Here is a 25,749-nt window from a genome sequence, read left to right as displayed (position 1 = left end):
TCCCGTGCTCCAGAACGGCAGCCTCGCCTGCCCAGGCAAAGGGTGGCCGTGGCCGCTCCGGTGGGTCGTCGCGCGAATACCTGTGCAGTCTCATTTGATAGCTGAACGATCCGCCATCCGATCCGACATGCATCGTTTCTGCCTCGATCACAGGTAGAGTGGGCCTGTTCCTTGAACCGTGCGGAACTCGGATCCCTCCCACCTCGAGCCTTAACAACTCCGAGGAGCTATCAGATGAGAGCAGCTTCCTCCAGAATCGATTCCGTACGAAGGTCCAGCAAGACCGTCCGCGCCATTGCCGCGGTCGCGGTGCTCGCTGGGGCTCTGGCGTCCACCACGGCAACCGTATCCAGCGCGCCCGGTAACACGGACTGGCAGCCGTTGTCCCCGATCGCGTCCCTGGACGTGCAGCGCTACCTCGGAGATTGGAACCAGGTCGCCGCCGTCCCGCAACCGTACAATCTCGACTGCGCCCGCGACACCGTCGCGAACTACCAACTGGTCGACCCGAGCAACATTCGGGTCGAAAACAGCTGTACCACCTGGACCGGCGCCACGAACCGGATCATCGGCAACGCCCGGATCAACGACCCGGCCAGCCAGGCCCAGCTGCACGTCAGTTTCCCCCAGGTGCCCTTCCAAAACTCCCCCGACGGTCCCACCAACTACATCGTCACCTACATAGCCGAGGACTACTCCTGGGCGCTTGTCGGTGATCCGCTGCGCTTGTCCGGATTCGTGCTGTCACGATCACCGGCCGTCGATGCAGCACGATGGCAGGAGATCCAGGCGGTTGTGTCCGCCCGCGGTTACAACCCGTGCCTACTGCTGACCTCACCGACCTCGGGCGGCGCAGCCGGCATCCGCGCCCTCTGCACGGTGTAGGCGGACTGAGCCCGCATCGTACTGGAGGCTGTGATCGGGTGACCGCGCAGTTGCCATGGCCGAAAAGTGCTGCCGACACGCGCGGGAATTGGCTGACCTGCCGGTCGCGGCCGATGTACCAAGCCACCTCTGGCTGTCGATCTACTTGCCCGTGGCGATTTCGTACCGGCCTGCGGTACCCGGGACCGATCGTCCAATGTTGCGTCTGAGTACAGGTCAGCCGCCGAGGGCGAGATCGATCCGGAGTCGCTAACGAAGGTCGGCATCGGCACCGGGACGAAGGCGGTGCAGCGTCGACACGCGGTTACGTTGGTGCCCCGCTGTCTCTGGGCAACTCGGTGAGGAACGGTCCTACATCGAGCCATTCCTGGACCGGCTTCCCGCCCGCGCCTGGAACTGCGGCCAGCTCACCGGTCAGCTCGAGCGCCCGCTCGTAGGTCTCGACGTCTCTGACCGGGAGGTTCAGGATCGCGGTGATCTCGTTCGGTTGCATGGTGGTCGCTCTTTCGTCGGTGCCGTCGAGGCTGATCAGTGGACCCAACACCCGCTCCTGAGGCCTGAGGCGGCGATCCGCACGCTGAACAAGGTGCGCCCGGCATCGGTGACAACAGCCCCGGATGGCGGAGACCTACGACCCTGCCCGCGTATCGCCGGTGCAGCGACGATGAGGTGGACGGGACGACGCGGATGAAGGAGGTCCGGGGATGCACGCGAAGCCAGGAGATTGGCTGGTGGTCGAAGCGCGGACCATCGACGGCGACGTTCGGCGGGGGCTTATCGAAGAGGTGCACGGTGTGGACGGGGCGCCGCCATACCTCGTGCATTGGGTCGATACCGGGCATCGGGCGCTGACATTTCCCGGTCCGGACTCCCATGTGCTCAGTGCGACTGAATTGCGGGCCGAGGAAGAGAGTGCAGCGAGTCGATTCTCGGCGATGCAACGCAGCTCGCAGCGCGGCGCGAAGGAAACCCGGTCGAGTTGACCGACGAATTGCCGATGGGCGCGAACACGCTCATCGGTGGTGTAGGCCGTCTTGGTCGTTCGACTGCGTCGCCGAGACCGACTGCATATGGGAGACCTACGGCGCGATCGACCGATTGCCGGCTGATGACGATGAGTGGGTCACGTCAGCGGGAATGCGGTTCGATGATGCGGCGAAATCGGAAGAATAGGCAAGCCCTCTCGGCGGCGCACGGACAGGCGCGGATATCGGAGTACGAGGTCGACGGAGCTGAGGCGAAAGCCGGTCGGAGTAAACCAGAAACGCGCGGGATGCCGACCTTTCGTGAAGTGGCGCTGCTTTCGCGATCGGTGCACTGGTCACAGCGGGCCTGATCGCACGAGTAGCCAGGGCGTGGCGTTTCGCCCACGGTGTGGGTCGTCCGGGATCTGCGGAAGAGGCGGAGCGGGGCTGCTGGCCTTGGGGGCGTTAGGTGGCGCTGTCGCGGTCGGTGAGTACTTCGCTGGTGCGCTGATCCCGATGATCATCGTGCGCTCCAAATAGGCGAACGCGGCACCGCATCGCGACGCGCGGAGCGCCATGCCGATCGCGACGTGCACATGCCGACGCTTGGCCATCTCAGAACTTTACGGGTGAGGTCTCCGGCCCCATCGCTGTTCTACCGATCGCCCGCGTCCGAGACGGGTAGGGCGATTACTCCCGGCGAGGCAGTGATTCCACAATCGGCGTCGTGTCTTGGCCTCCCCTTCGAGTCGGCGCCTACTCATCCCACGTCAGCGGAGCTGAACCCTCGGAACTGGTCCCGAGGACCCTCGTCCTCCAGGGAAGGACCGTCGGCCCTACTGCCACGACACAGTGAGCGAGTCCAATTCGAAGGGGCATCGTATGTTCCCTGCATGTTGGAGTTGACATGAACACCCTTTCTCCCCACCGCCAACGCCAGTCCTGGTTCCCGAATCTGCCTGCCATGCCCGATTGGCCGGATCTGATGGCCAGATTCGAGTCGATGCCCCCGTGGACATCGCTCGAGGGCCACATGATCCGCGTGGAAGAACACGTCGAGAGCGGCCGCTATACCCTGCGCGCCGAACTACCCGGTGTAGACCCGGCCAAAGACGTCGACGTCAGCGTCCGCGACGGACAACTCACGATCAAGGCCGAACGCAGCGAAGAAGAACGGGAAGGCACCCGATCGGAATTCCGATACGGCAGCTTCTACCGGTCTATCCCGCTGCCCACCGGCGCGAAGGAAGAAGATATCGACGCCACCTACACCAACGGAATCCTCACGGTGTCGATGCCGATTACCGAACCGCAAACATCCGAAAGGCATGTCGAGATACACCAGGTCGCCGTAACCCCAGCGAAAACCACCCCCAAGGACACCGGCAAGAAGTCCTGACGAGCCCACCGAGGAGATGAGCACAATGTCGACATCTGCGCACACCGCGATCCACACCCACCCCGACATCGTCGCGCTGCGTGAACGCTACGACCAAGCTGCCGAACACCCCACCGCACAGGTCACCGAAGGGCTGATGCTGCTGTCCGGACTGTACGCAGCAGCGTCCGCCTGGATCACCGGCTTTGCAGGCCAGACGACACTGACAATGACGAACCTGATCTGCGGTATCGCGATCGCGTTGCTAGCCTTGGCATTCGGGTCCGCATACGGCCGCACCCACGGCATGGCATTCGTCGCACCATTGCTCGGGGTCTGGCTGATCGTCTCCCCTTGGATCGTGGCCGACGTCGATACCACCACCGCGATGATCTGGTCCAACGTCGTCGTCGGGGCCGTTGTGTGCGTGCTGGGCTTGGCCACCGCTGCTGTGGGGATGGGGCGCCCCACCCGGCTGCGGCCGGCGCGATAACCCAGAGGCGGTCGAACCTTCGCTGCGATCACCGGTGGGGGACTCTGCTGACGGGACGCACATGAGCGCCGCCGCCAATCGGAGTCTGGGATCGGCCTGGGGTGATGAATTTGCCTTCAGCGGGTAGAGAAGCCTTCCCGATCAGATCCCGACTACCTCCGCCTCGATGAGGACACAGCGGCACCGACACGTCGTCGATCGTCGGCGAGGTCGTCAGGAGGCATGTAGGTCGTCGAAGCTGTGCAGCAAACATTCCGGGTGCCGCAACTGTGCAATGACCCTGCGTCTGCGGGGTGTCGAGGGACCACTCGAGCACGCGTCCGTCTCAGTTGTGCCGTTGCCGTGTGTCAGAGGGGCGAGCGAACTCCTACTCGCGCACGCGGAGGTGTCACCGATGACGGAACTGTGTGCCGCGAGCGGCTTCGCTGTCGCATCTGGGCCACGTCCGACGGCCCGAGCGAGGGGTGAACGTGTGCGAGGAGGTGATCGAGCACGTATTTGCATCAAATTTGATGCAAATACGTGCTCGAGTAATGCGCGAGAGGGGACTTGAACCCCTACGTCCGTGGACACCAGAACCTAAATCTGGCGCGTCTGCCAATTTCGCCACTCGCGCTTGATGGTACGACCGTCCAAACTCTACCGGCCTTGACCGACATCGCGAAGCGCAGCCCCGGCATGTCGTACTCGCCAGTAACCCCACCTGGCATTATAACGATTTAGTAACGGTCAACATGAGGAGTGCTCATGTTTCGTACGCGTTGGTAACCGGGTGGACCAGCGGCTTTGAACATGAGGGAGGGTCATGTTTCTGAGCATTCTGGTACGGGAGTACGGAAATACTCGGTGGTAAGCGGGGATTCTGGGAGCAAACGTGAGGATTTCCTCATGATTTTCTGGAATCCTTGCAGTCATCAGGGCTCATTGGTGAGGAACACCTGCGCACCGGAGGGAGCGGCGTGTCTCGACGGCATGTCGCCAGAGAAGGAAGTCGAAGCGTCTTGACGATCAATGAGAGCACTGCGGCCGGAACCGGACAGAGCCCGAAAGTGGTTGGGGCGCCACAGCAAGGGGGGTCGAGGGCCCCGCTGCTGGATCGACTGCTGGGCGGAACGCCCTACGCGCTGGCCTTCGGTGGGCAGGGTGCGCGTTGGCTCGGTGAGTTGGAGGAGATCGGGCGCGATGCCGCACTGGAGCCCGAACTGACCGCATTGGTCAATGAAGCGGCGACGCTGCTGGAACCTGTTGCGGCACAATTACTTGTGGTGCGACCGGTCGGTTTCGACCCGATCGGCTGGATGCTCGAGAACGAGCTCGCCGACGGTGACGAGGCGGAGGTTTCCGCCGCGCCTTCGGAGCAGGTGCTCCGCTCGGCCGTGGTGTCGATGCCAGGTGTATTCCTGACGCAGGTGGCCGCCGTGCGCGCGCTGCGGCTGCAGGGGCTGGATGCCAACGAGCACGCGCCGGTCGCGGTCGTCGGCCACTCGCAGGGCCGCCTCGCCGCGACCTCGGTGCAGGCCGGTGGGCAGCGTGACGCCGAACTGCTCGCGATCGCCCAAATGATCGGCGCCGCAGCGGGTTTGGTTGCCCGGCGACGCGGTCTCATGCCGGTGGGCGAGCGTTCGTCGATGGTCGCGGTATCGAATGTCGATCCCGAGCATCTGCGCACGGTGGTGGCCGAGGTGTCCGCGGGCGTGGACCCCGCCGCGGCCGCGGTGGTTTCGATTCGCAACGGTCGGCGGCGTGTGGTGCTTTCCGGTACGCCGACCCAGTTGGAGCGGGTGCGTCAGCGTTGCGCCCAGATCCATGACGAGCAGACTCGCGAGCGCGATGGGAAGTCGCGCGGTGGCGCGGTGTTCGCGCCGGTCTTCGAGGACCTGGCCGTCGATGTCGCCTTCCATCACCCCGCGCTCGCCGACACGGTCGACATCGTGAGCGGCTGGGCGTCCCAGTGTGGTCTGGATGCGGAGCTCGCGGGTTCGCTGGCCAAGGAGATCCTCGTCGACCCGATCGACTGGGTCGAGGAGGTCGACGGCGTCGTTGCCGCCGGTGCGCAGTGGATTCTCGATCTGGGCCCTGGCGATCTGCTCAGTCGGCTCACCAGTGGTTCACTCAAGGGCACCGGCGTCGGCATCCTCGCGGCCGCGACCCGCGCGGGTCAGCGCAGCCTGCTGACCCCCGGCGCCGCGCCCGAGGTGGCTCAGCCGTGGTCGGCCTTCGCGCCGCGCCCGGTGCGCCTGCCGAGCGGACGCGTCGTTGTCGAGACCTCGTTCACCAAGCTGACGGGTCGCTCGCCGATCCTGCTCGCGGGTATGACCCCGACCACCGTCGACGCCAAAATCGTTGCGGCGGCGGCGAATGCGGGCCACTGGGCGGAGCTGGCCGGTGGCGGTCAGGTCACCGAGCAGATCTTCGCCGACCGGGTGGCCGAGCTGAAGACGCTGCTGCACCCGGGCCGCGCGGTGCAGTTCAACTCGCTGTTCCTCGACCCGTACCTGTGGAAGCTGCAGCTCGGCGGTAAGCGCCTGGTGCAGAAGGCCCGTACGGCGGGCGCGCCGTTCGACGGTGTCGTCGTCACCGCGGGCATTCCGGAGCTGGAAGAGGCCGTCGCGCTGATCGCGGAGCTGACCGAGGTCGGTATCACGCACGTGGCGTTCAAGCCGGGCACCGTCGCCCAGATCCGCGCGGTGCTGCGCATCGCCGACGAGGTGCCGGACTACCCGGTGATCATGCACATCGAGGGCGGCCGGGCCGGTGGACACCACTCCTGGGAGGACCTGGACGACCTGCTGCTGGAGACCTATGCCGAGCTGCGCAACCGCGGCAATGTGGTGGTCTGCGTCGGCGGCGGCATCGGTACCCCGGAGCGCGCGACCGAATACCTGACCGGTGAATGGGCTGTGCCGCACGGCTATCCGGTGATGCCGCTCGATGGCGTGCTGGTCGGCACCGCCGCCATGGCGACGCTCGAGGCCACCACCGCACCCGAGGTCAAGCAGCTGCTCGTCGACACCCCCGGTACCCCGGACTGGGTCGGCGCGGGCACCGCGACCGGCGGAATGGCTTCCGGCCGTAGCCAATTGGGCGCCGATATCCATGAGATCGACAACGCGGCCTCGCGCACCGGCCGCCTGCTCGACGAGGTCGCCGGTGACGCCGACGCGGTCGCCGAGCGTCGCGACGAGATCATCGCCGCGCTGAATGCCACGGCCAAGCCGTACTTCGGCGATGTCACGACCATGACCTATCTCGAGTGGCTGGAACGCTACGTCGAGCTGGCCGTCGGCCTGGACCGCCGCCAGGACTTCGACTGCGGCAGCGACCTCGGCGACGCCATCCTGGACGCCACCCGTTCGGTCTGGCTCGACATCACCTGGCGCGACCGGTTCGCGGAGATGATGCGCCGCACCGAATCCCGGCTGCATCCGGCCGACCGCGGTGAGATCCCGACGCTGTTCGAATCCGACGCGGTCTTCGAGAACCCGGTCGAGGCGCTGTGCACGCTGAAGCAGCAGTACCCGGTGGCCGAGCAGACCCTGCTGCACCCGGCGGATGTGCCGTTCTTCGTCAGCCTGTGCAAGACCCCGGGCAAGCCGGTGAACTTCGTGCCCGTGGTGGACGGTGACGTGCGCCGCTGGTGGCGTTCGGATTCGCTGTGGCAGGCCCATGATCCGCGTTACTCGGCCGATCAGGTCTGTGTCATTCCGGGCACGGTCTCGGTCGCCGGTATCACCCGCGTCGACGAGCCCGTCGGCGAATTGCTCGATCGCTTCGAGCAGGACACGGCGTACGCGCTGGTTCGTGCCGGTGTCTCGCCGGTCGCGGTGGACGCGCGCCGCTCCGCCGGTGTCACCGAGGGGCCGGTCGATGCGGTGCTGGCCGCGCCGGATGTCGAATGGTCCGGCCGCACCACGGTCAACCCGATCCACCGCCTCGGCGACCTCGCCAAATGGACTGTCGACGACAAGGGCGCCGTCCATCCGCCGACCGGTGCGACGATTACCGAAACCACCGGCCCGGATGCCGATCACGCCTACGTCGAGCTCACGGTGCCGCTGTTCGGCGGTGACGCCGTGCGCATCCGCCTGCGCATCACCGTGCCGACCTCTCTCTACAACGGCGGCGCGCCGGTCATCACCGAAACCGATGCCGACACCGCCATGTCCGCGTTGCTCGCGGTCGCCGCGGGCCAGGCGCTGCCGGAGGTGAAGGGCAAGGTCGCACACCTCAATGTCGCCTGGACCCCGGACCTCATCGCCGATCACGCGGGCGTCACCGGTTCGGGCCTGCCCGGCACGCTGAGCACGCTCGGGCGCAGCGTGCCCGATGTGCTCGTCGGTGCGTGCTGGCCCGCCGTCTTCGCGGTGCTCGGCGCCGCGCGTAGCGCCGACGGCGACAGTGTCATCGAGGGCATGCTGGATCTGGTCCACCTCGATCACCAGATCGCACTCGAGCGCGACCTGCCGCACGACACCAGCATTCTCGTTGTCCGCGCCGAATCGGGTGACGTTGTCGACACCGACCTGGGACGCGTCGTCGAGGTGCGGGTGTCCGTCGGCGAGATGCGGGATCAGGGCCTCGACGTGGTGCCGCTGGCGACGTTGACCGAACGCTTCGCCATCCGCGGCCGCAACGGCGCGGGTGAGCTGACCGATCCGCCGCGCGCGGCGGGTGTGGTCTCGGATGCGGCCACCGACACCCCGCGTCGCCGCCGTCGTGACGTCACCATGCGGGCGCCGCGCACCATGCGTGCCTTCGCCTCGGTCTCCGGTGACTACAACCCGATCCACACCAGTGATTCGGCCGCCAAGCTGGCCGGACTCGGCAACCCGATCGTGCACGGCATGTGGCTCTCGGCCGCCGCGCAGCACGCGGTGTCCGCGGTGGATCCCGAAAGCTCCACTCCGGCACGGACTTTGACGGCATGGACCACCCGATTCCTCGGCATGGTCCGCCCGGGCGCTGAGATCGACGTGCGCGTCGAGCGGATCGCGGTCGACGCGGGTAGCGAGATCGTCGAGGTCTCCTGCCGCGCCGACGGGGATCTGGTGATGACCGCGACCGGCCGCACCGCCGCCCCGAAGACCGTCTACGCCTTCCCAGGCCAGGGCATTCAGCGCAAGGGCATGGGCCTGGACGCCCGCGCCCGCTCGAAGGCCGCCAAGGAGATCTGGGAGCGCGCCGATAAGCACACCCGTGCGGCACTCGGCTTTTCGATCCTGGCCGTGGTGCGAGACAACCCGACCTACCTCAAGGCGCGCGGTGTCGAACACCGGCACCCGGACGGCGTGCTGCACCTGACCCAGTTCACCCAGGTCGCCATGGCCGTGCTCGGTGTGGCCCAGGTCGCCGAGTTGCGTGAGGCCGGCGCCTACGTCGAGGGCGCCATGCTGGCCGGACATTCGGTCGGTGAGTACAACGCGCTCGCTGCCGTCGCCGGTGTGCTGCCGCTGGAGGCGGTGCTGGAAGTCGTCTTCCAGCGCGGTTCCGCCATGCACGAGCTGGTGCCCCGGGATGCGCAGGGGCGCAGCGACTACCGGATGGCCGCCATCCGGCCGTCGCAGATCGGTCTGCCCGATGACGAGGTCATCGACTTCGTCAAGGGTGTGGGCGAGAGCGTCGGGGAATTCCTCGAGGTCGTCAACCTGAACCTGCGCGGTTCGCAGTACGCCATCGCGGGCACGGTCAAGGGCCTCGATGCCCTGGAGACCGAAATCGACCGCCGCCGTGCCGAATTCGGCGGTAAGCGGGCCTTCATCCTGGTTCCGGGGATCGACGTGCCGTTCCACTCCACCGTGCTGCGCGAGGGCGTGCCGGAGTTCCGGCAGAAGCTCGAACAGCTGCTGCCCGCGGACCTGCACCCGGAAATCCTGCTCGGACGCTACATTCCGAACCTGGTGCCCAAGCCGTTCTCGCTGGAGCGCGCGTTCATCCAGGAGATCGCCGATCTGGTGCCCTCGGAGCCGCTGGCCACCGTGCTCGCCGACTTCGACAACTGGGCCGCACGCCCGACCGAACTGTGCCGCGTGGTGCTGATCGAGCTGCTGGCCTGGCAGTTCGCCAGCCCGGTGCGCTGGATCGAGACCCAGGATCTGCTGTTCGCCGATGCCGTCGACGGCGGACTCGGGGTGCAGCGTTTCGTCGAAATCGGTTTGGGCGCAACGCCGACCGTGGCGAACCTGGCCAGCCAGACGCTGAAGCTGCCCGCCTTCGGCACGGTCACTGTCGAGGTGCTGAATATCGAGCGCGAGGCCGCGGTCGTCTACTCGACCGATACCGATCCCGCCCCGGTCGACGATCCCGCCGACGAGCCGGTCGAAACCGCTTCGGCCGCAGCGCCGGTCGCGGCGGCCGCCCCGGTGGCCGCTCCGGTCGCGAGCTCGGGCGGTCCGCGTCCGGATGACATCGCCTTCACCGCCGCCGACGCCACCCGCGTACTTATCGCGCTGTGGACCAAGCTGCGGCTGGATCAGATCGGCCCGGTGGATACCATCGAGGGCCTCTGCGACGGTGTCTCGTCGCGGCGCAATCAGCTGCTCGTCGACCTCGGTTCCGAGCTGTCGCTCGGTGCCATCGACGGTGCCGCCGACGCCGATATGGGTGCGCTCTCGGCCACCGTCGAGCGGCTTGCCCGCACCTACAAGCCTTTTGGTTCGGTGCTCTCCGATGCCATCGGCGATCACCTGCGCAAGGTCTTCGGTCCGTCCGGTAAGCGGCCCGCCGCGATCGCCGAGCGGGTCAAGAAGGTCTGGGAGCTGGGCGACGGCTGGGCCAACCATGTCACCGCCGAGGTTTCGCTCGGCACCCGCGAGGGCGTCAGCGTGCGTGGTGGCGATCTCGGCGGGCTGGTCGCGAGTGTGAGCGACGCCGCCTCGGTCGATGCGGCCATCGACGCCGCCGTGCAGGCAGTCGCGGCCCGTCGGGGTGTCGCGGTATCGCTGCCGAGCGCGGGCGGCGGTGGCGGCGCCACCGTGGACGCCGCGGCGCTGGGTGAGTTCACCGAACAGATCACCGGTCGCGACGGTGTGCTGGCCACGGCCGCCCGCGTGGTGCTCGAACAGCTCGGCCTGACCGAGCAGGCCTCCGCGCCGGAGGCCTCGGATGACACCCTGGTCGATCTCGTCTCGGCCGAATTGGGTTCGGACTGGCCGCGTTTGGTCGCGCCCGCCTTCGACGCCCGCAAGGCCGTGCTGATCGACGACCGCTGGGCGACCGCACGCGAGGATCTGGCCAAGCTCTGGTTGCTCGACGACATCGGCTCCGGCGAGGAGCCGGTGGACGGCTTCCTCGGTGCCGGTGCGGCCGTTGCGGCACAGGCGAACTGGTGGCGTGAGAAGGCCAAGCACGAGGCCCGCTCGGTGCTCGCCGGACTGTACGAGCGCATCGCCGATGCGGCGCTGAACACCGAAGAGTCCGGCCTGTGGTCCTCGGATATCGCCGTGATCACCGGTGCCAGTAAGGGTTCCATCGCGGCGGCGGCCACCGGTCGACTGCTCGGCGGCGGCGCCACGGTGGTGGTCACCACCTCGAGCCTCAACGACGAGCGGCTCGGCTTCTACCGCAAGCTCTACCGCGAGAACGCGCGCCACGGTGCCGCGCTGTGGGTCGTGCCCGCGAATATGGCGTCCTACCAGGACGTCGACGCGCTGATCGACTGGGTCGGCAGCGAGCAGGTCGACAATGCGGGCGGTGCGAAGGTCAAGATCAAGGACGCGATGACCCCGACCCTGCTGCTGCCGTTCGCGGCACCGCGGGTCGCCGGTGATCTCGCCGATGCCGGCGCCCGCGCCGAAATGGAGATGCGGGTGCTGCTCTGGTCGGTCGAGCGGCTGATCGGTGGGCTGTCCAAGATCGGCATCGATCACGATGTCGACGCGAAACTGCATGTGGTGCTTCCGGGTTCGCCCAACCGCGGCATGTTCGGCGGCGACGGCGCCTACGGTGAGTCCAAGGCCGCACTCGACGCGGTGGTCGCCAAGTGGCGGGCCGAGAAGTCGTGGTCGAGCCGAGTCACCCTGGTACATGCCCTGATCGGCTGGGTGCGCGGCACCGGGCTCATGGGCCACAACGATCCGATGGTGACCGCGGTCGAGCAGGCCGGTGTGCACACCTGGTCCACCGCCGAGATGGCCGATGAGCTGCTCAAGTGGTGCACCTCGCGGGCCCGTCAGGTGACCGCAACCGGACCGCAGCAGATCGACCTCACCGGCGGACTCGCCAGGGTCAAGCTCGATCTGCCCGCACTGGCCAAGCAGGCGCAGGAGGCCGCCGCGGCCGAGACCGAGGAAGCCGTTGCGGCGGGGACGATTTCGGCGCTGCCCGCACCGCCGACCATGAGCTCGGCGCTGCCGGTGCCCGAATGGGGTTCGGTGACCGCCGATCTCGCCGATATGGTCGTCATCGTCGGTGCCGGTGAGCTCGGCCCGTACGGTTCGGCGCGCACCCGGTTCGAGATGGAGGTCTCCGACGAGCTCTCGGCCGCCGGTGTGCTCGAACTCGCCTGGACCACCGGCCTGGTCGCCTGGGAGCACGATCCCAAGCCCGGCTGGTACGACACCGAATCCGGTGACTACGTCCCCGAACACGAGCTGGCCGAGAAGTACCACGACGCGGTCGTCGCGCGCTGCGGTGTGCGCCGCTACGAGGACGACGGCGCCATGATCGACAATGCCGCGCCGCTGATGACCTCGGTCTTCCTGGACCAGGATCTGACCTTCACGGTCGGCGGCGAAGGCGAGGCGCGCGCCTTCTACGCCGCGGATCCGGAGCACACGGTGATCACCCCGGTCGCCGATTCCGGTGACTGGCAGGTGATCCGCAAGGCGGGCACCGAGATTCGGGTACCGCGCAAGGCCAAGCTGTCGCGCACCGTCGGCGGTCAGATCCCGACCGGCTGGGATCCCACCATTTGGGGCATCTCCGCCGATATGGCGGCCTCGGTGGACCGGGTCGCGCTGTGGAATATCGTCTGCACCGTCGACGCGTTCATCAGCTCCGGGTTCAGCCCGGCCGAGCTGATGAGCTGGGTGCACCCGAGCCTGGTCGCCAATACCCAGGGCACCGGTATGGGCGGCATGTCCTCGATGCGTTCGCTCTACATCGACAACCTGCTCGGTGAGTCGCGCCCGAACGACATCCTGCAGGAGGCACTGCCGAACGTCGCGCTCGCGCATGTGGTGCAGTCCTACGTCGGTAGCTACGGTGCGATGGTGCATCCGGTGGCGGCCTGCGCGACTGCTGCGGTGTCGGTCGAGGAGGGCGTCGACAAGATCCGTTTGGGCAAGGCCGATTTGGTGGTCGCCGGTGGCTTCGACGATCTCGGTATCGAGGGCATCGTCGGCTTCGGTGATATGTCGGCCACCGCGGATTCGGCGGCCATGAGCGCCAAGGGCATCAGCGACCGGTACTTCTCCCGTGCCAACGACCGCCGTCGCGGCGGCTTCGTGGAATCGCAGGGAGGCGGCACCGTGCTGCTGGCGCGCGGCGACGTGGCGGTGGAAATGGGCCTGCCGGTGCTCGGTGTGGTCGCCTTCGCACAGTCCTTCGCCGACGGCGTGCACACCTCCATCCCGGCGCCCGGCCTTGGCGCGCTGGGTGCGGGGCGTGGCGGCCGCGAATCCAAGTTCGCCGCCGAACTGCGCAAACTCGGTGTGGCGCCGGACGATATCGCGGTCATCTCCAAGCACGACACCTCGACCGCGGCCAATGATCCGAACGAGTCCGAACTGCACGAGCGGTTGGCCACGGCCGTCGGACGCTCCGAAGGCGCGCCGCTGTTCGTGGTTTCGCAGAAGAGCCTGACCGGACACGCCAAGGGCGGCGCCGCGGCCTTCCAGCTCATCGGCCTGTGCCAGGTGCTGGAAAACGGTGTGGTGCCGCCGAATCGGAGCCTGGACTGCGTCGACGACAAGATGCGGGCCTACCCGCATCTGGTCTGGGCGCGCGAACCGCTGCGCTTCGGTGAGCGATTCCCGCTCAAGGCCGGTCTGCTGACCTCGCTCGGCTTCGGCCATGTATCGGGTCTGCTCGCGGTGGTGCATCCGGAGGCGTTCATCCAGGCGATCGAGCCGGGTCGGCGCGAGGAGTACCAGCGCCGGGCACAGCAGCGTCAGCTCGCCGGACGGCAGCGGTTCACCGAGGCCATGTGCGGTGGTGCCCCGCTGTACGAGCGGCCTGCCGATCGTCGCCTCGGTGCCGACGGCACGCCGTCGGAGCAGAAGCGGCAGCTGGAGGCCGACGTGCTGCTCTCGCCGGAGGCGCGGCTGTCCGGCGACGGCACCTACCGGGCCGACGGCGCGGGTTGTGGCACCGGGGCAGTGATTCTCGGGCAACTCGATGCCGGTGGCTCTATGGCATAGCGGCTTCGGCCATTACCGTGCAGAGTGCGGTCGCTACGGCGGCCGCACTCTGACTTTTTCATTGAGCTCGAAGGCTGAGGAGCGGCGACGCATTGACCATCCTGGGTATCGGCTTGGACTTGGTGACCATCTCCGAGTTCGCCGAACAGTTGCAACGGTCCGGAACCACCATGCTCCGGGAGAGTTTCACCGCCGGTGAGCGGCGCTACTGTCAGAGCAAGGGCACCGACCCGGCTCGCAGTTACGCGGCGCGCTGGGCGGCCAAAGAGGCGGTGTTGAAGGCTTGGGCGTCTTCGCGTTTCGCGCGCCGCCCACAGATCGGCGACAACCCGTACCCCCTCATCGAGGTGGTCAACGACGCCTGGGGGCGCCCGAGCATCAAACTGCACGGCTTGGCCGCCGAATTCCTGCCCCGCGCAAGGGTTCACCTGTCCCTGACGCACGACGGCGACACCGCCGCCGCCATGGTCGTGCTCGAGGATCCGGGCGAACTCGCCGATTTGATCGAAGGTCGCGAGGCGCAGTAGCCGTTCGATGTTCGAGCCGGGTGCCCTGTACGCAGGATGCCCGGCTCGAAAGCGGATTGCTGAATGTTAGCGCTGGCCGCCGGTTCGGGATTCCTTTTCGGCAACCATGAGGTATGCCACCATCAGCCGTTTGAGTTCGGAGACCGCTTCGGTGTTGCTCTGGTCGTCTTGCACGGAGAAGTTCAGCATCGAGTAGACGACGTGCACCAGGACTTCGGCCATCATGGTGCGGCGGGCGCGGGGGGTGCGCGGGGTCAGCGGACGCAGCATTTGCGAGACGACCTCGGCGAATTCCTTTTCGTGGATCGCGCCGGTGGCTCGGGTGGACGGGGTGGACTGCATTGCCAGCCATACCTCGCGCCGGGACGGGTCGGTCATCCACAGATTCGCCAGATGGTCGACGAACTGGTTCATGTGTCGCAACCAGTCCAATGACGGGATTTCACCGTGGAAATCGGCGAGTTCCTGGGAAACCGCAACCAGGTCTTGGCGATTCAGCTCGCAGACGATGACGTATTTGTTGGCGAAGAACTGATACAGCGTGCCGATCGGCACTTCCGCCCGTGCCGCCACCTCTTCACAGGTGAACGATTCGAACCCGACCTCGACGAGCAATTCCCGGGACGCCTGCAAGAGGGCATCGAACTTGCGTTTACTGCGTTCCTGAGTCGGCCTGCGCCGCGGCATGAGCTCCTGCGGGTCGTCCTGCAGGTCCAACGCAGGGTCCAGACGTCGCTGCTTCGACCTGGCCTCCGTGCGTACATCCACGTATCAAGGCTAGCGGTATCGACACATATGCGACACGCGCACCGTATCTGCGTGTTAAGGACTGTCACATTTCATCACCCATCCAAGCCCGAGATGGCACCGAACACATAACCGAGCGTGCGTGCATCTCGACGCACGTTTCGTGCCGGGGAATCCAAGGGGCTCAGGGGTTTCGGCAAGCTCGTGAGCTCGGCAATTGCACTGGGAAGGCGTGATCAGTGGGAGCTCGATCTGTGGTAACTCTAGGCGTTTCCACCGAACGCGGCGCCGTTCACGCGGTAGCCCTCGCCGACGGCGGCGAGAAGCTATCCGAGCGGGTGCTGCTGCAGCGGGTGGTGAAGACTCGAGGCGATTCGAAGGCGGACCTGGCGGTTGCGGTCCAGACGGCGATGGACACACTAGCGGCGGAGCTGGAGTCCGAGCGGGATATCGTGGGTGCGGCGGTCACCTACCGCGATGCCGCCGAGCGGCGTGCCATCGTCACCAAATTGGCATCCGGCCCGTGGCATACTGCCTCGCTGGTATCGGCCAAGTCGGCACATCTGAGCGTGGCCGGGGTCATGACCTGGCTCGATGAATTCGACGATCTGCTCATCTGCGAGGTGGTTCCGGGGCATCAGGCGTTCACGCTGATCGACCGCAAGCGCAGTCGGGTGCTGGCCGCGACGAGTCATTCCGGCAATCCGACCGCCGAGGCGCTCGATGTCGCGGTGTCGGATGCGTGGGACCAGTTCGAAGCGGCAATGGTTCGGCCGGATGCGGTGGTGCCGATCGGGTCGGCGGCGGACAGCTCGGTGGTGGCCACCGCGATGGACGGCTTCGGCGCTCCGGTGCTGCCGTGCAAGATCGCGGCCTCCGCCTCGGCGGTCGGTGCGGCGCTGTTCGCGATGAGCGACGTGACCGGTGTGAGTGAGCCGGTCGAGCGGGTGCGAAGTACGCGCGGTCACACGGCTATGTTCGCCGCGGCCAGTGTGCTGGCGGGCGGACTGGTCGCTGGCGGTTTGTACGTGACAACGCGTACGGGGGCCGTCGTCGCGGACGCGCGGGTCACCGCGGACGCCCGCGTGGTCGACGGTGACACCGGATCGGCGAGCGGTTCCACCGCGGGCTCCTCGGTGCAGCCCAATATCAACCCGTTCGATCGTCCGGAGGCCCGGCAACCCGCGGCCGCCGGCAACACCGCCGACTCGACGGTGACCGACTTCGATCTGGACAACCTTCCGCAGTACAACGAACACTGGGGCGCTCTGCCGTCCGTATTGGCCGCTCCGGATGCACACGAGCACGGTAACGAGGCGGCCGGATCGCCTCAGCAGCTCCCGGGCACCGGAACCCAGGGACCGACCACCAAAGTCGGTGCTCCGAACGACGCCATGCTCTTCCCGGGTGAGGCTCCGCCGCCGGCGGCCTTCACCCCCGAGTTCTACCGCTGGTGGGACAACCACGTCCGCCTGCTCGTGCAATGGGCAACCCAGCAGATGCAGCCCACCTAGGAGATGATCTTCGAAAGGTCCGGTGCCCCAGTGGCTCCGGACCTTTCGCTTTATGCGCCTTCGGGCTGGACGAAACCCGTTGGGCGCAAGCCGATCTGTGCTTCGGTCTACACCGACAGGTCGCGACGGAGTTTCGCTACGTGACCGGTGGCGCGAACGTTGTATTGCGCCACTTCGATTTCGCCTTTTTCGTCGACCAGGAATGTGGAGCGGATAACACCGGTGACGGTCTTGCCGTACATGGTCTTCTCGCCGAACGCGCCCCATGCGGTGAGGACGGATTTGTCCGGATCCGACAGCAGCGGGAAGGTGAGCTTTTCGTTGTCGCGGAACTTGGCCAATTTGGCGGGCTTATCGGGCGAGATGCCGATGACCTCGATGCCCGCACCCTCCAGGTCGGCGAGGTTGTCGCGGAAATCGCAGGCCTGTTTGGTGCAGCCAGGGGTGCTCGCGGCCGGGTAGAAGTAGACGATCACCTTGCGGCCGCGGTAGCCGGACAGCGACACGTCCTTGCCGTCGGCGTCGGGCAGAGTGAAATCGGGGGCGGCATCGCCGGGGGAGAGTCGTTGGATGTCGGTCACCTCTTGCACGGTAATCGAACGCCCCGACAATGCCGCCGCACCGACGCAGCCCGGCTGGCTAGACTCGTCGGCAGCGCGGTTCGCGGCATATTGAATACAGGAGGATATACGTGGCTAGGGATACCGAGCGGATCGAACGGGAGATCGAGGCCGCACGGACACGGCTCGCGAGCACGCTCGACGAAATCGCCGTACGGGCCGATCCGCAGCGCATCGCCGATGACACCAAGCACATGGTGCTGGCGAAGCTCAACCAGCCGAAGGTGAAGTACAGCCTGATCGGCGCGGCCGCGGTGGTCGTCGGGTTGGTGCTGGTCAAGATCTTCCGCTGAGCCGAAAACGTAGAACACCCGGTGTGGCCAGCCACACCGGGTGTTCTACGTTCAGGACTATCAGACCGTCGGGCAGGCGAAACCGTCGCCGTCCGGATCCAAATGCGGGCCGTAGCCCGGTTCCCCGCGGAACAGCGGTGCCCGACCGGCCGCGCGGGCCTCGTCGCAGTTGGCGAATGCGCCACCGGCCGAGCCGGTCTGGGACATGCCTGCCGAACCGGTCGCGGCCGATCCGGTATCGATGGCGGATGAGCCTGTTCCCGCGGAACCGGTAGGGACGTCGGCCAGGGCTGCGGGCGCCGCTAGGAAGGCGAGTCCCGCGGCGGCAACGCTGACGGTGAGCCGGCGAACGTTCATATATTCCTCTGTTTGTGTGCTGCGGTGGAGTAGCGTCCAGGGGGAGACGCCGCATCCACTGTTGTGACGGGCCGCGTACTTGTCAACCGCGCAGCAAAACAATTAGGGGCATTAGGGGACAACGCCCCTTCGTTCGTTATTCGCCCAAACGCCTACCCACCAGATGTTCGGCCGGGATATCGCCCATGCGTCCGGCCTGGTAATCCGCCATGGCCTGGATGATTTCGGCGCGGGTGTTCATGACGAACGGACCGTATTGCACCACAGGCTCTTTGATCGGCAGGCCGCCGAGCAGCAGCACCTCCAGGTCGCCGGTTCGGTTGTGTTGCAATGCGTCCGCGGCGACGGTGATCGAGTCGCCGGGGCCGAATACCGCGAGTTGGCCTTCGCTGATCGGCCGGCGCTCGGTGCCCACTGTTCCGCTGCCGGACAGGACATATGCCATCGCGGTAAACCGTTGCGGCCAGGGCGTTTCCAGCTGTCCGCCCGGGGTGAGCGAGGCGTGTGCGTAGGCGATCGGGGTATAGGTCGAACCCGGACCCTCGAAGCCGCCCATCGCGCCCGCGATAATCCGCACCAGTGCGCCACCGTCGTGCGAACTGACCAGCGTCAATTCACTGCCGCGCAGATCCTGATAGCGCGGTGCGGCCATCTTCTGCGCGCGCGGCAGGTTGACCCACAGTTGGATGCCGTGGAACCAGCCGCCCGTGATGACCAATTCCTCGGCGGGCAGTTCATCGTGCAGAATGCCGGAACCGGCCGTCATCCACTGGGTATCGCCCTCGCTGATGACGCCACCGCCGCCATTGGAATCGTGATGCACCATGGTGCCGTCCATGACGTAGGTGACGGTCTCGAAGCCGCGGTGCGGATGCCACGGCGCGCCCTTGGCCTCGTACGGCTCATAGGCGACCGGACCCATCTGATCGAGCAGGATGAACGGATCGGCCGAGCGCAGATCCATACTCGGGAACGGCCTGCGCACCTCGAAGCCCGCGCCTTCGCGCTGCTGATGTGCGGTGCTGATGCTGCTCACCTTGCGTTCCCGCGTCGAATCCGTGGGGCGAGGGAGTCGCGGCAGCACCATGATGTCGGGGACAGTGATGGCTGGCACGGGCACCTCCTGAGTAGTTGGTGTCCATGTCAACCAATCACTGGCTAGGATCATTCCCGTGGTGCGTTGGTTGAGCGATGACGAGCAGCAGACCTGGCAGGCCTTCATCCGGTTGCGCCAGCGCCTGGATGCCGCGCTATCGGCCGGTCTGGCCCAGGACGGCCTGTCCACCGCCGACTACGAGCTCCTGGTGCCGTTGTCGGCCGCGCCCGGCGGATGTCTGCGCGCCAAGGAGTTGGCCGCCGAGGTCTGCTGGGAGAAGAGCAGGCTCTCGAAACACCTGGCGCGCATGGCCGCTCGCGGACTGGTCGATCGGCGCCCGGCCGAGGACGATGCCAGGGGGATTCTGGTCGAACTCACACCCGATGGACGCAAGGTGCTCGAGAAGGCGGCACCGAACCACGTCGAACTGGTGCGCCGGATCTTCGTCGATCCGATGACGCCCGCCGAGGCGCGCGCGATGCGCTCGCTGGCGGACAAGGTGGTCGTCGAGGCCGAGAGCGAGTCCGAACTCGGTTACTGAATCACCACGGGGTGATCGGCGGCTTCACCCACAGCAGCTTCTCGTCGCTGCTATTGCGCTGTGCCGCAGGATGATTCGGATGACGAGCGGCCCAGGTGTCCTTCTCGTCGAGCAGCTTCGCCACCGTGGTCCACGTCTCGTCGGTGCTCGGCGGATTCGTCTCGGCCGCGCGTGCCAGCTTCCGGCGGACCGCCGCAGGCATATCCAGCAGTTCCGTTCCGGTGATGCCGCGATCCCAGATAAAGGTGGCGAGGCGGCGCGCCTTTTCGGCACGACTCTTCGATGCATGGTCGGAGTGGGCGTAATCGGTCATGGCGGAATCCGCATCGGTGGTGGTCGGTCCTGGTCGACCCTACGACAATGCCTCCCCGCCGTCGGGCGGGGAGGCATTGTTCGCGAAGTCGTGGATCAGTACGCCGAGTTGACGTTATCCATCGAGCCGTAGCGGTGGGCCGCGTAGTTGCAGGCCGCGGTGATGTTGGCGACCGGGTCCCAGATGTCCCATGCGGTGCCTTCGACGTGGTAGGCGTTGAAGGTCGGGTCGATCACCTGGAGCAGACCCTTGGACGGGATGCCGGCGGCGGCGTTGGAGTCCCAGAGGTTGATGGCCTGGGGGTTACCGCCCGATTCGCGCATGATGTTGCGGTAGATGCCGTTGTAGCTACCCGGGATGCCGTTCGCCGCCATGATGTCGAGGGCGTGGTGGATCCAGCCGTCGAGGTTGTCCTCGTAGACCGGGGCCGGGGGCGGCGGCAGCGGCACGCTGGGGACCGGCGGCAGTTCCGGCAGCGCGGGCAGGGCGGGGATGAGCGGGGCATCGACCGGCGTGGCCACCGCATCGACCGGCGCGGCAGCGGGGGCGGGCTGCTCATCGGCGACCATGGCAATGCGCGACGGAACGCTGTCGTCGGCCAGCGCGACTACGGAGGAGGTGCCGACGGCGATAAGACCGGCCGCGGCCACAGCGAGGGTGACACTGTCACGCAGCGATAGGCGGCGGAAAGAGGTGAGGCGTTTGTCGAGCATTTCGAAATCAGTTCCTTGATCGTGTCCAGAGAGGGGATCCGGCCCGGTTGAGGCAGCGCGGATCTCCGACGGGGCACCCGGTGGGAAGGCCCGCCTGAATCGGTTCCGTATGCTGTTTTCGGGTTTTGTTGTGAAGGCCAGGCGAGCCCTGGCGCGCGACGCGGTGTAAGCCACCCGGGGTCGGTTCCCAGCGGGTGCCGCTGTCGAGCGGGGAGATTGCGGTCGTGGTGCCGCTGATATCTCCGGCGACCGCGGCGGGTGAAACCCATCTGCCGTTGCGGTCGTTTTCCGACTGTGTGTGGATCGCTCCACGGTGTAACCAAACTGTAGGTCTGCTTGCGACCTGATCTCAGCTTGGTCACAGTCGGTTAACGCAGGGTGAACGAGGAGTGAATGGCGGGGGTTGCCGATCTTGGAAAGCCCAGGTCGGCCTTCTCGAAACCCCATCTATGCTGGGAGTTTGCTGTTAAACTTGATGTGACGCAGGTCACGGAAATTTCAGGGTAACGCAGGCCACTTTGTCTCGATTTGGTCACCAAACGGCCGGACGGACTCTCCCGGGGGCCACCACGCGGGTCAAAACGTTACGCAATTGGGCCACCGTTGAATCGCCCAAAACGGACGCCCATTGGTCGGCGAATTCGGCAGCGGCGGCATCGGCCGCGCGCGTGCACGCCCACCCCTTCGCGGTCAGTGTGATCAACCGTGCACGCGCGTCGTCCGGATGCGCGTTGCGCTCGGCGTAACCCTTGCGCACGAGTTCGTCCACCAGCTGACTGGCCGCCTGTTTGGTCACTCCCAGATGTTCGGCCAACTCGCCGACTGTCGCCCCGTTCGGCGACAGCCGCACAAAGGCGAACCCGTGCGTCGGCCGTACATCGGCGAACCCGGCCGCGACCACTCCGGCGTGAATGGCGTCGGTGGCAGCCGCCCCCGCGGCGAGCAGCAGCAGCGCGAGATCCTGGCCTGGCCGCAGGGTCGAAGCGGGTTTCGGATTCGACATGACTGACATCTTGACACGGATAGGCAAGTTGCTTGACTATATAGTCAAGCTGCTTGACCAAATGAAGGAGTTAAGACATGCCGGTAACCCGCGCCGCCGATGCCGAAGTCCATGAAATGCACGGCACCCGATTCACGTCCTATATCCGTCCTGGCACCGGCAGCGCCGAACTCTGCGTCTGGCAGATCCAGGTGTCGGGCGAGACGGAAGGCGTGCCACACAAGGTGCTGCGCGAGGAGGCGTTCGTAGTGATCCAGGGAGCGGTGACGATCACGATCGATGGGCAGGCGGAGGCGCTGGTGGCCGGTGACGCCGCGGTAGCGCCTGCGAATTCGATGATCTCCCTGACGAATTCGGCCGCCGACCCAGCCGTGCTCGTCGTGACGGTCCCGGTCGGATTCCAGGGCGAACTGCCCGACGGAACCGTGATCAACCCGCCCTGGGTCGGCTGAGTCACTTCGCGCGACGGACCGGGTGGCGAACAACACACCCGGCGTTACCGCTTCGATGGCCGTGCGTAACCGAATTGATGAAACGAAAAATCCCCCGTCGGAGGTGCTGCCTACGACGGGGGATTCTGCTGTTGTGCGCCATCAGGGACTCGAACCCCGAACCCGCTGATTAAGAGTCAGCTGCTCTGCCAATTGAGCTAATGGCGCGTGTCTTGCTGCGCTCCGTGTTCCGGTGCGGGACAAACATTAACAGGCCGAGTACCCAGAAGTGAAATCGGTTTCTGACCGGGGACGTTGCGGACTTCGCGATGGGTGTTAACACCCGGCGGGGTGCGGATGATCTATCCGATGGAACTCGCCTGTGGCGGAGTGATTTCCCATTGGACCGGACCCGTTGCGCTGGCAGAATGTCTGGAGCGTGGTCCGGACCGAACTCCGTCGGCGTTGCGGGAGGAGCGTGGTCGGGTTGGATCCGAAGCCGTCGGGTGCCCTGGCCGCATCGGGACTTGAAACGGGGTTGGTAATGAACGTTGGTCAGGGTCGACATCGGTCGATGAGAAAGATCACGGGACCGGTAGTCGTATGCGCGGTGTTGGCGCTGGCCTTGACGGCGTGTTCGTCGTCCAACGCCACCGACGCCTCGCCGGTGGCAATCGACCGTAATCCGATCACCGAACTGATGAAGCCCAAGCTGTTGTCGCCGGTCAAGGACGGTGACATGGGAGTTTCACCGGGCGTGCCGCTGACCGTCAAGGTCGACGACGGCAAGTTCACCACCGTGACATTGACCAGCCCGCAGGGTGTTCCGGTCGCGGGCAAGCTGGCCGCGGACGGCCGGACCTGGGAGAACACCGAGGTACTCGGCTACGGCAAGACCTACAAGCTGAAGGCCGACGCGATCGGTCTCGGCGGCGCGAACTCCACGGTATTGAGCTTCACCACCAGCTCCCCGGACAGCCAGACCAAGCCCTATCTGCTGCCGGGCGAGGGCGAGGTTGTCGGCATCGGCCAGCCGGTGGCCGTGCAGTTCGACGAAAACATCCCGGACCGCATGGCCGCGCAGAAGGCGATCAAGATCACCACCGAGCCGCCGGTCGAGGGCGCTTTCTACTGGGTGAACAAGCGCGAGGTCCGGTGGCGGCCGGAGCATTTCTGGGCGCCGGGGACCAGGGTCACCATCGATGTGAACGTCTACGGCCGTGATCTCGGAAGCGGGCTGTTCGGCCAGGACAATATCCATTCGTTCTTCACCGTCGGCGATCCGACGATCTTCACCGCGGACGACAACACCAAGCAGGTGACGGTGGAGATGAACGGTCAGGTGGTGCGGACCATGCCCACCTCGATGGGTAAGGACAGCACCCCCACCGATAACGGCGTCTACATCGTCGGCGACCGCTTCGACCGCATCATCATGGACTCCTCGACCTACGGCGTCGCGGTGAGTTCGCCGAACGGCTACAAGACGCCGGTCGACTACGCGACCCGACTTTCCTACTCCGGCATCTTCTTTCACTCGGCGCCGTGGTCGGTCGGTGCGCAGGGCTCCTCGAATACCAGCCACGGCTGCCTGAACCTGAGCCCCGCTAACGCGCTGTGGGTTTTGCAGAACGCCAAGCGCGGCGACATCACCATCGTCAAGAACACTGTCGGCGGCACGCTTTCGGGCGTCGACGGACTCGGTGACTGGAACATTCCGTGGCCGGAGTGGAAGGCGGGCAACGCCGACAATCGCTAGGCAATCGCCTACGCGCAACTGAGTGTCGCCCCGACGGCGCTCCCGAGCGCGGCGCACAGCAGCGGCCCGCCGAACAGCAGATTCTCGAAGCCGGACATCGCGGCACCGGCCGAGCCGGTGCCCGAGGAGCCGGTGGTGGTGACACCGCCGGCCGATCCGGTGGTGACCGAGCTCGAACCCGTGCTGGATCCGGTGCCCGGTTCGATCGCGATATCCGCGGTTGCGGTACCGGTGGCGCCGGCGAGCAGGGTTGTGCCGAGGAAAGCTGCGATTACCGCGGAACGCATCACGAACTTGGTGTCTTTCTGATCAGCCGGGATGGCGTCCCGGTGACACCGCCCCTGATGCCCGCAGTCTACGGAGTGAAACGGTGATCTGTCAGATAATTTGGTGATAGTAAGCGGCTATCGAAGAGGTGCTGATATGTCAAGCTGTGAAGGTGAGGCTCGAGGGCGTTGAGCTGCGTCGGCTGGGCCTTCCGCTACGCAGCCCATTTCGGACCTCGTTCGGGGTCGAATTGTGGCGCGACATTCTCCTGCTGCGGGTGGTCGCCTCGGACGCCGAGGGCTGGGGAGAGTGCGTCGCCCTGCCGTCTCCGAGTTTTTCCTCCGAGTACATCGATGGTGCCGCCGATGTCATCCGCCGGTTTCTGTTGCCTGCGCTGGCCGGCCGCGATCTCGATCCGGAAGATGTAGCGCCCACGCTTGCGCAGTTTCGTGGTCATCGAATGGCCAAGGCCGCGTTGGAGATGGCGATCCTCGACGCCTGGCTGCGGTCCCGACGACGGTCTTACGCCGGATATCTCGGCGCGACTCGCACATCGGTGGCCGCGGGCGTCTCGATCGGGATCATGGACGAGATACCCGAACTGCTGGATATCGTCGTGGAATATCTGGAACAGGGCTACCAGCGGATCAAGCTCAAGATCGAGCCGGGATGGGATATCGCGCCGGTGCGGGCGGTACGGGAGCGCTTCGGCGACGCTCTCGAGCTGCAGGTCGATGCGAACTGCGCCTATACATCGGCCGATGCGGACCACCTCGCCGGTCTCGACGAGTTCGGACTCGAAATGCTGGAACAGCCTCTTGCCGAGGACTGCTGCCGCGATCACATCATGCTCGCCCGTCGCTTGCGTACGCCGATCTGCCTGGACGAATCGATTCTCTCGGCCCGGGGCGCTGCCGACGCGATCGAGCTGGGGGCGTGCGCGGTGGTGAATATCAAGGCCGGACGTGTCGGCGGCTATCTCGAGGCCCGCTCGACGCACGATGTCTGTGCGGCGCACAGCGTACCGGCATTTTGCGGTGGAATGCTGGAAACCGGGCTCGGTCAGGCGGCGAATCTCGCGGTAGCGGCGCTACCCGGTTGTACGTTGCCCGCGGACATCGTGGCCTCGGATCGCTATTACGAACAAGACATCATCGAACCGCTGCGGCTGGAAGCCGGATACATCACCGTGCCTGACGGGCCCGGCCTCGGTGTAGAGCCGTTGCCGGATGCGCTGAAGGCGGCAACGACGAGCAAGGAATGGTTGTCGCCGATCTGAACCGAGCGGCACTGTCGAGTAGACGACGGGCGAGTAGACAACAGGCCAGGTCGGAGCTGATGCACTCCGACCTGGCCCGCTTCGGGTGGCTGACGGGACTCGAACCCGCGACAGCCAGGATCACAACCTGGTGCTCTACCAACTGAACTACAGCCACCATCGCCGGTGAATTACCAGCGCGGTCGATATTAGCGTGTCAACCCCTCGAGT

21 protein-coding genes and 3 tRNA genes are annotated in these 25,749 nt (G+C 66.1%); 12 read left to right on the top strand and 12 right to left on the bottom strand.

The window, feature by feature from the left end:
- Positions 1–234 precede the first annotated feature (234 nt).
- A complete protein-coding gene (locus ACQPZ2_RS36665; RefSeq protein ID WP_433522595.1) occupies positions 235–885 on the top strand; it encodes a lipocalin family protein in 651 nt (216 codons plus the stop codon).
- Positions 886–1,189: 304 nt separating this feature from the next.
- Here the strand turns inward: ACQPZ2_RS36665 and ACQPZ2_RS36660 are convergent, their stop codons facing one another.
- The gene (locus ACQPZ2_RS36660) at positions 1,190–1,426 is read right to left on the bottom strand and encodes a hypothetical protein (protein WP_433522594.1); all 237 of its coding nucleotides are present in this window, start codon (positions 1,424–1,426) and stop codon (positions 1,190–1,192) included.
- Positions 1,427–1,589: 163 nt separating this feature from the next.
- On the opposite strand from ACQPZ2_RS36660, the gene ACQPZ2_RS36655 reads away from it, so the two are divergent.
- The 3 genes from ACQPZ2_RS36655 to ACQPZ2_RS36645 all read left to right on the top strand — a co-directional run bounded on the left by ACQPZ2_RS36655 (position 1,590) and on the right by ACQPZ2_RS36645 (position 3,721).
- Positions 1,590–1,868, top strand: a complete 279-nt coding sequence (locus ACQPZ2_RS36655; RefSeq protein ID WP_433522593.1) for a DUF1918 domain-containing protein — start codon at positions 1,590–1,592, stop codon at positions 1,866–1,868.
- An 889-nt stretch (positions 1,869–2,757) separates the two neighbouring features.
- On the top strand, positions 2,758–3,249 hold the full coding sequence (locus ACQPZ2_RS36650; RefSeq protein WP_433522592.1) for an Hsp20/alpha crystallin family protein: 492 nt from the start codon (positions 2,758–2,760) through the stop codon (positions 3,247–3,249).
- Between the two features lie 25 nt (positions 3,250–3,274).
- Positions 3,275–3,721, top strand: a complete 447-nt coding sequence (locus ACQPZ2_RS36645; protein ID WP_433522591.1) for an SPW repeat protein — start codon at positions 3,275–3,277, stop codon at positions 3,719–3,721.
- A gap of 534 nt (positions 3,722–4,255) precedes the next feature.
- Here the strand turns inward: ACQPZ2_RS36645 and ACQPZ2_RS36640 are convergent.
- Positions 4,256–4,337 (bottom strand) — tRNA-Leu (locus tag ACQPZ2_RS36640).
- A 385-nt stretch (positions 4,338–4,722) separates the two neighbouring features.
- Here ACQPZ2_RS36640 and ACQPZ2_RS36635 point away from each other — a divergent pair.
- A complete protein-coding gene (locus ACQPZ2_RS36635; protein ID WP_433522590.1) occupies positions 4,723–14,079 on the top strand; it encodes a fatty acid synthase subunit beta domain-containing protein in 9,357 nt (3,118 codons plus the stop codon).
- 92 nt (positions 14,080–14,171) lie between these two features.
- Complete coding sequence (gene acpS / locus ACQPZ2_RS36630) at positions 14,172–14,606, top strand: holo-ACP synthase AcpS (protein ID WP_040687506.1); 435 nt, start codon at positions 14,172–14,174, stop codon at positions 14,604–14,606.
- A 66-nt stretch (positions 14,607–14,672) separates the two neighbouring features.
- Here the strand turns inward: acpS and ACQPZ2_RS36625 are convergent, their stop codons facing one another.
- Positions 14,673–15,293: a TetR/AcrR family transcriptional regulator gene (locus ACQPZ2_RS36625; RefSeq protein ID WP_245721387.1), complete on the bottom strand. Its 621-nt coding sequence runs from the start codon at positions 15,291–15,293 to the stop codon at positions 14,673–14,675.
- 314 nt (positions 15,294–15,607) lie between these two features.
- Here ACQPZ2_RS36625 and ACQPZ2_RS36620 point away from each other — a divergent pair, with 314 nt between their 5' ends.
- Entirely contained in the window at positions 15,608–16,867 is a 1,260-nt protein-coding gene (locus tag ACQPZ2_RS36620; RefSeq protein ID WP_433522589.1) for a hypothetical protein, read from the top strand.
- 107 nt (positions 16,868–16,974) lie between these two features.
- On the opposite strand, the gene bcp is transcribed toward ACQPZ2_RS36620, so the two are convergent.
- Complete coding sequence (gene bcp, locus ACQPZ2_RS36615; protein ID WP_433522588.1) at positions 16,975–17,448, bottom strand: thioredoxin-dependent thiol peroxidase; 474 nt, start codon at positions 17,446–17,448, stop codon at positions 16,975–16,977.
- Positions 17,449–17,558: 110 nt separating this feature from the next.
- On the opposite strand from bcp, the gene ACQPZ2_RS36610 reads away from it, so the two are divergent.
- Positions 17,559–17,780 carry a DUF3618 domain-containing protein gene (locus ACQPZ2_RS36610; protein WP_040687513.1) on the top strand — a complete coding sequence of 74 codons (222 nt, stop codon included), beginning with the start codon at positions 17,559–17,561 and terminating at the stop codon, positions 17,778–17,780.
- Between the two features lie 60 nt (positions 17,781–17,840).
- Here the strand turns inward: ACQPZ2_RS36610 and ACQPZ2_RS36605 are convergent, their stop codons facing one another.
- Both ACQPZ2_RS36605 and ACQPZ2_RS36600 read right to left on the bottom strand, forming a co-directional pair.
- Positions 17,841–18,137, bottom strand: a complete 297-nt coding sequence (locus tag ACQPZ2_RS36605) for an excalibur calcium-binding domain-containing protein (RefSeq protein ID WP_040687515.1) — start codon at positions 18,135–18,137, stop codon at positions 17,841–17,843.
- Positions 18,138–18,273: 136 nt separating this feature from the next.
- Positions 18,274–19,251, bottom strand: coding sequence for a pirin family protein (locus ACQPZ2_RS36600; RefSeq protein WP_433522587.1), 978 nt, complete (start codon positions 19,249–19,251; stop codon positions 18,274–18,276).
- Positions 19,252–19,309: 58 nt separating this feature from the next.
- On the opposite strand from ACQPZ2_RS36600, the gene ACQPZ2_RS36595 reads away from it, so the two are divergent.
- Positions 19,310–19,774, top strand: coding sequence for a MarR family winged helix-turn-helix transcriptional regulator (locus tag ACQPZ2_RS36595; RefSeq protein ID WP_433522586.1), 465 nt, complete (start codon positions 19,310–19,312; stop codon positions 19,772–19,774).
- A 1-nt stretch (position 19,775) separates the two neighbouring features.
- On the opposite strand, the gene ACQPZ2_RS36590 is transcribed toward ACQPZ2_RS36595, so the two are convergent.
- The 3 genes from ACQPZ2_RS36590 to ACQPZ2_RS36580 all read right to left on the bottom strand — a co-directional run bounded on the left by ACQPZ2_RS36590 (position 19,776) and on the right by ACQPZ2_RS36580 (position 21,803).
- Entirely contained in the window at positions 19,776–20,087 is a 312-nt protein-coding gene (locus ACQPZ2_RS36590; protein WP_433522585.1) for a hypothetical protein, read from the bottom strand.
- Positions 20,088–20,182: 95 nt separating this feature from the next.
- Entirely contained in the window at positions 20,183–20,800 is a 618-nt protein-coding gene (locus ACQPZ2_RS36585; RefSeq protein ID WP_433522584.1) for a transglycosylase SLT domain-containing protein, read from the bottom strand.
- 532 nt (positions 20,801–21,332) lie between these two features.
- Positions 21,333–21,803: a MarR family winged helix-turn-helix transcriptional regulator gene (locus tag ACQPZ2_RS36580; protein WP_433522583.1), complete on the bottom strand. Its 471-nt coding sequence runs from the start codon at positions 21,801–21,803 to the stop codon at positions 21,333–21,335.
- A gap of 77 nt (positions 21,804–21,880) precedes the next feature.
- On the opposite strand from ACQPZ2_RS36580, the gene ACQPZ2_RS36575 reads away from it, so the two are divergent.
- Positions 21,881–22,255, top strand: a complete 375-nt coding sequence (locus ACQPZ2_RS36575) for a cupin domain-containing protein (RefSeq protein ID WP_433522582.1) — start codon at positions 21,881–21,883, stop codon at positions 22,253–22,255.
- A 134-nt stretch (positions 22,256–22,389) separates the two neighbouring features.
- Here ACQPZ2_RS36575 and ACQPZ2_RS36570 read toward each other — a convergent pair.
- Positions 22,390–22,462, bottom strand: a tRNA-Lys gene (locus ACQPZ2_RS36570).
- 316 nt (positions 22,463–22,778) lie between these two features.
- On the opposite strand from ACQPZ2_RS36570, the gene ACQPZ2_RS36565 reads away from it, so the two are divergent.
- The gene (locus tag ACQPZ2_RS36565; RefSeq protein WP_433522581.1) at positions 22,779–23,993 is read left to right on the top strand and encodes a L,D-transpeptidase; all 1,215 of its coding nucleotides are present in this window, start codon (positions 22,779–22,781) and stop codon (positions 23,991–23,993) included.
- Positions 23,994–24,001: 8 nt separating this feature from the next.
- On the opposite strand, the gene ACQPZ2_RS36560 is transcribed toward ACQPZ2_RS36565, so the two are convergent.
- A complete protein-coding gene (locus ACQPZ2_RS36560) occupies positions 24,002–24,280 on the bottom strand; it encodes a hypothetical protein (protein WP_063047778.1) in 279 nt (92 codons plus the stop codon).
- 152 nt (positions 24,281–24,432) lie between these two features.
- Here ACQPZ2_RS36560 and menC point away from each other — a divergent pair, with 152 nt between their 5' ends.
- Positions 24,433–25,539, top strand: coding sequence for an o-succinylbenzoate synthase (menC, locus tag ACQPZ2_RS36555; protein ID WP_433522580.1), 1,107 nt, complete (start codon positions 24,433–24,435; stop codon positions 25,537–25,539).
- 84 nt (positions 25,540–25,623) lie between these two features.
- Here menC and ACQPZ2_RS36550 read toward each other — a convergent pair.
- Positions 25,624–25,696: transfer RNA gene (locus tag ACQPZ2_RS36550), tRNA-His, on the bottom strand.
- Between the last annotated feature and the right edge of the window lie 53 nt (positions 25,697–25,749).

It is taken from the genome of Nocardia pseudovaccinii, assembly GCF_050942345.1.
Classification (GTDB): Bacteria; Actinomycetota; Actinomycetes; order Mycobacteriales; family Mycobacteriaceae; genus Nocardia; species Nocardia pseudovaccinii.
Note: the sequence above shows the minus strand (reverse complement) of the source record. Positions and strands in the feature narration are given on the sequence as shown.

Excerpts from the sequence above, each read along its gene's own strand:
- ACQPZ2_RS36665 (WP_433522595.1), top strand. The coding sequence starts at position 235 with ATGAGAGCAGCTTCCTCCAGAATCGATTCCGTACGAAGGTCCAGCAAG.
- ACQPZ2_RS36655 (WP_433522593.1), top strand. The coding sequence starts at position 1,590 with ATGCACGCGAAGCCAGGAGATTGGCTGGTGGTCGAAGCGCGGACCATC.
- ACQPZ2_RS36650 (WP_433522592.1), top strand. The coding sequence starts at position 2,758 with ATGAACACCCTTTCTCCCCACCGCCAACGCCAGTCCTGGTTCCCGAAT.
- ACQPZ2_RS36645 (WP_433522591.1), top strand. The coding sequence starts at position 3,275 with ATGTCGACATCTGCGCACACCGCGATCCACACCCACCCCGACATCGTC.
- ACQPZ2_RS36625 (WP_245721387.1), bottom strand. The coding sequence starts at position 15,293 with ATGCCGCGGCGCAGGCCGACTCAGGAACGCAGTAAACGCAAGTTCGAT.
- ACQPZ2_RS36605 (WP_040687515.1), bottom strand. The coding sequence starts at position 18,137 with ATGAACGTTCGCCGGCTCACCGTCAGCGTTGCCGCCGCGGGACTCGCC.
- ACQPZ2_RS36590 (WP_433522585.1), bottom strand. The coding sequence starts at position 20,087 with ATGACCGATTACGCCCACTCCGACCATGCATCGAAGAGTCGTGCCGAA.
- ACQPZ2_RS36585 (WP_433522584.1), bottom strand. The coding sequence starts at position 20,800 with ATGCTCGACAAACGCCTCACCTCTTTCCGCCGCCTATCGCTGCGTGAC.
- ACQPZ2_RS36580 (WP_433522583.1), bottom strand. The coding sequence starts at position 21,803 with ATGTCGAATCCGAAACCCGCTTCGACCCTGCGGCCAGGCCAGGATCTC.
- ACQPZ2_RS36575 (WP_433522582.1), top strand. The coding sequence starts at position 21,881 with ATGCCGGTAACCCGCGCCGCCGATGCCGAAGTCCATGAAATGCACGGC.
- ACQPZ2_RS36565 (WP_433522581.1), top strand. The coding sequence starts at position 22,779 with ATGAACGTTGGTCAGGGTCGACATCGGTCGATGAGAAAGATCACGGGA.
- ACQPZ2_RS36560 (WP_063047778.1), bottom strand. The coding sequence starts at position 24,280 with ATGCGTTCCGCGGTAATCGCAGCTTTCCTCGGCACAACCCTGCTCGCC.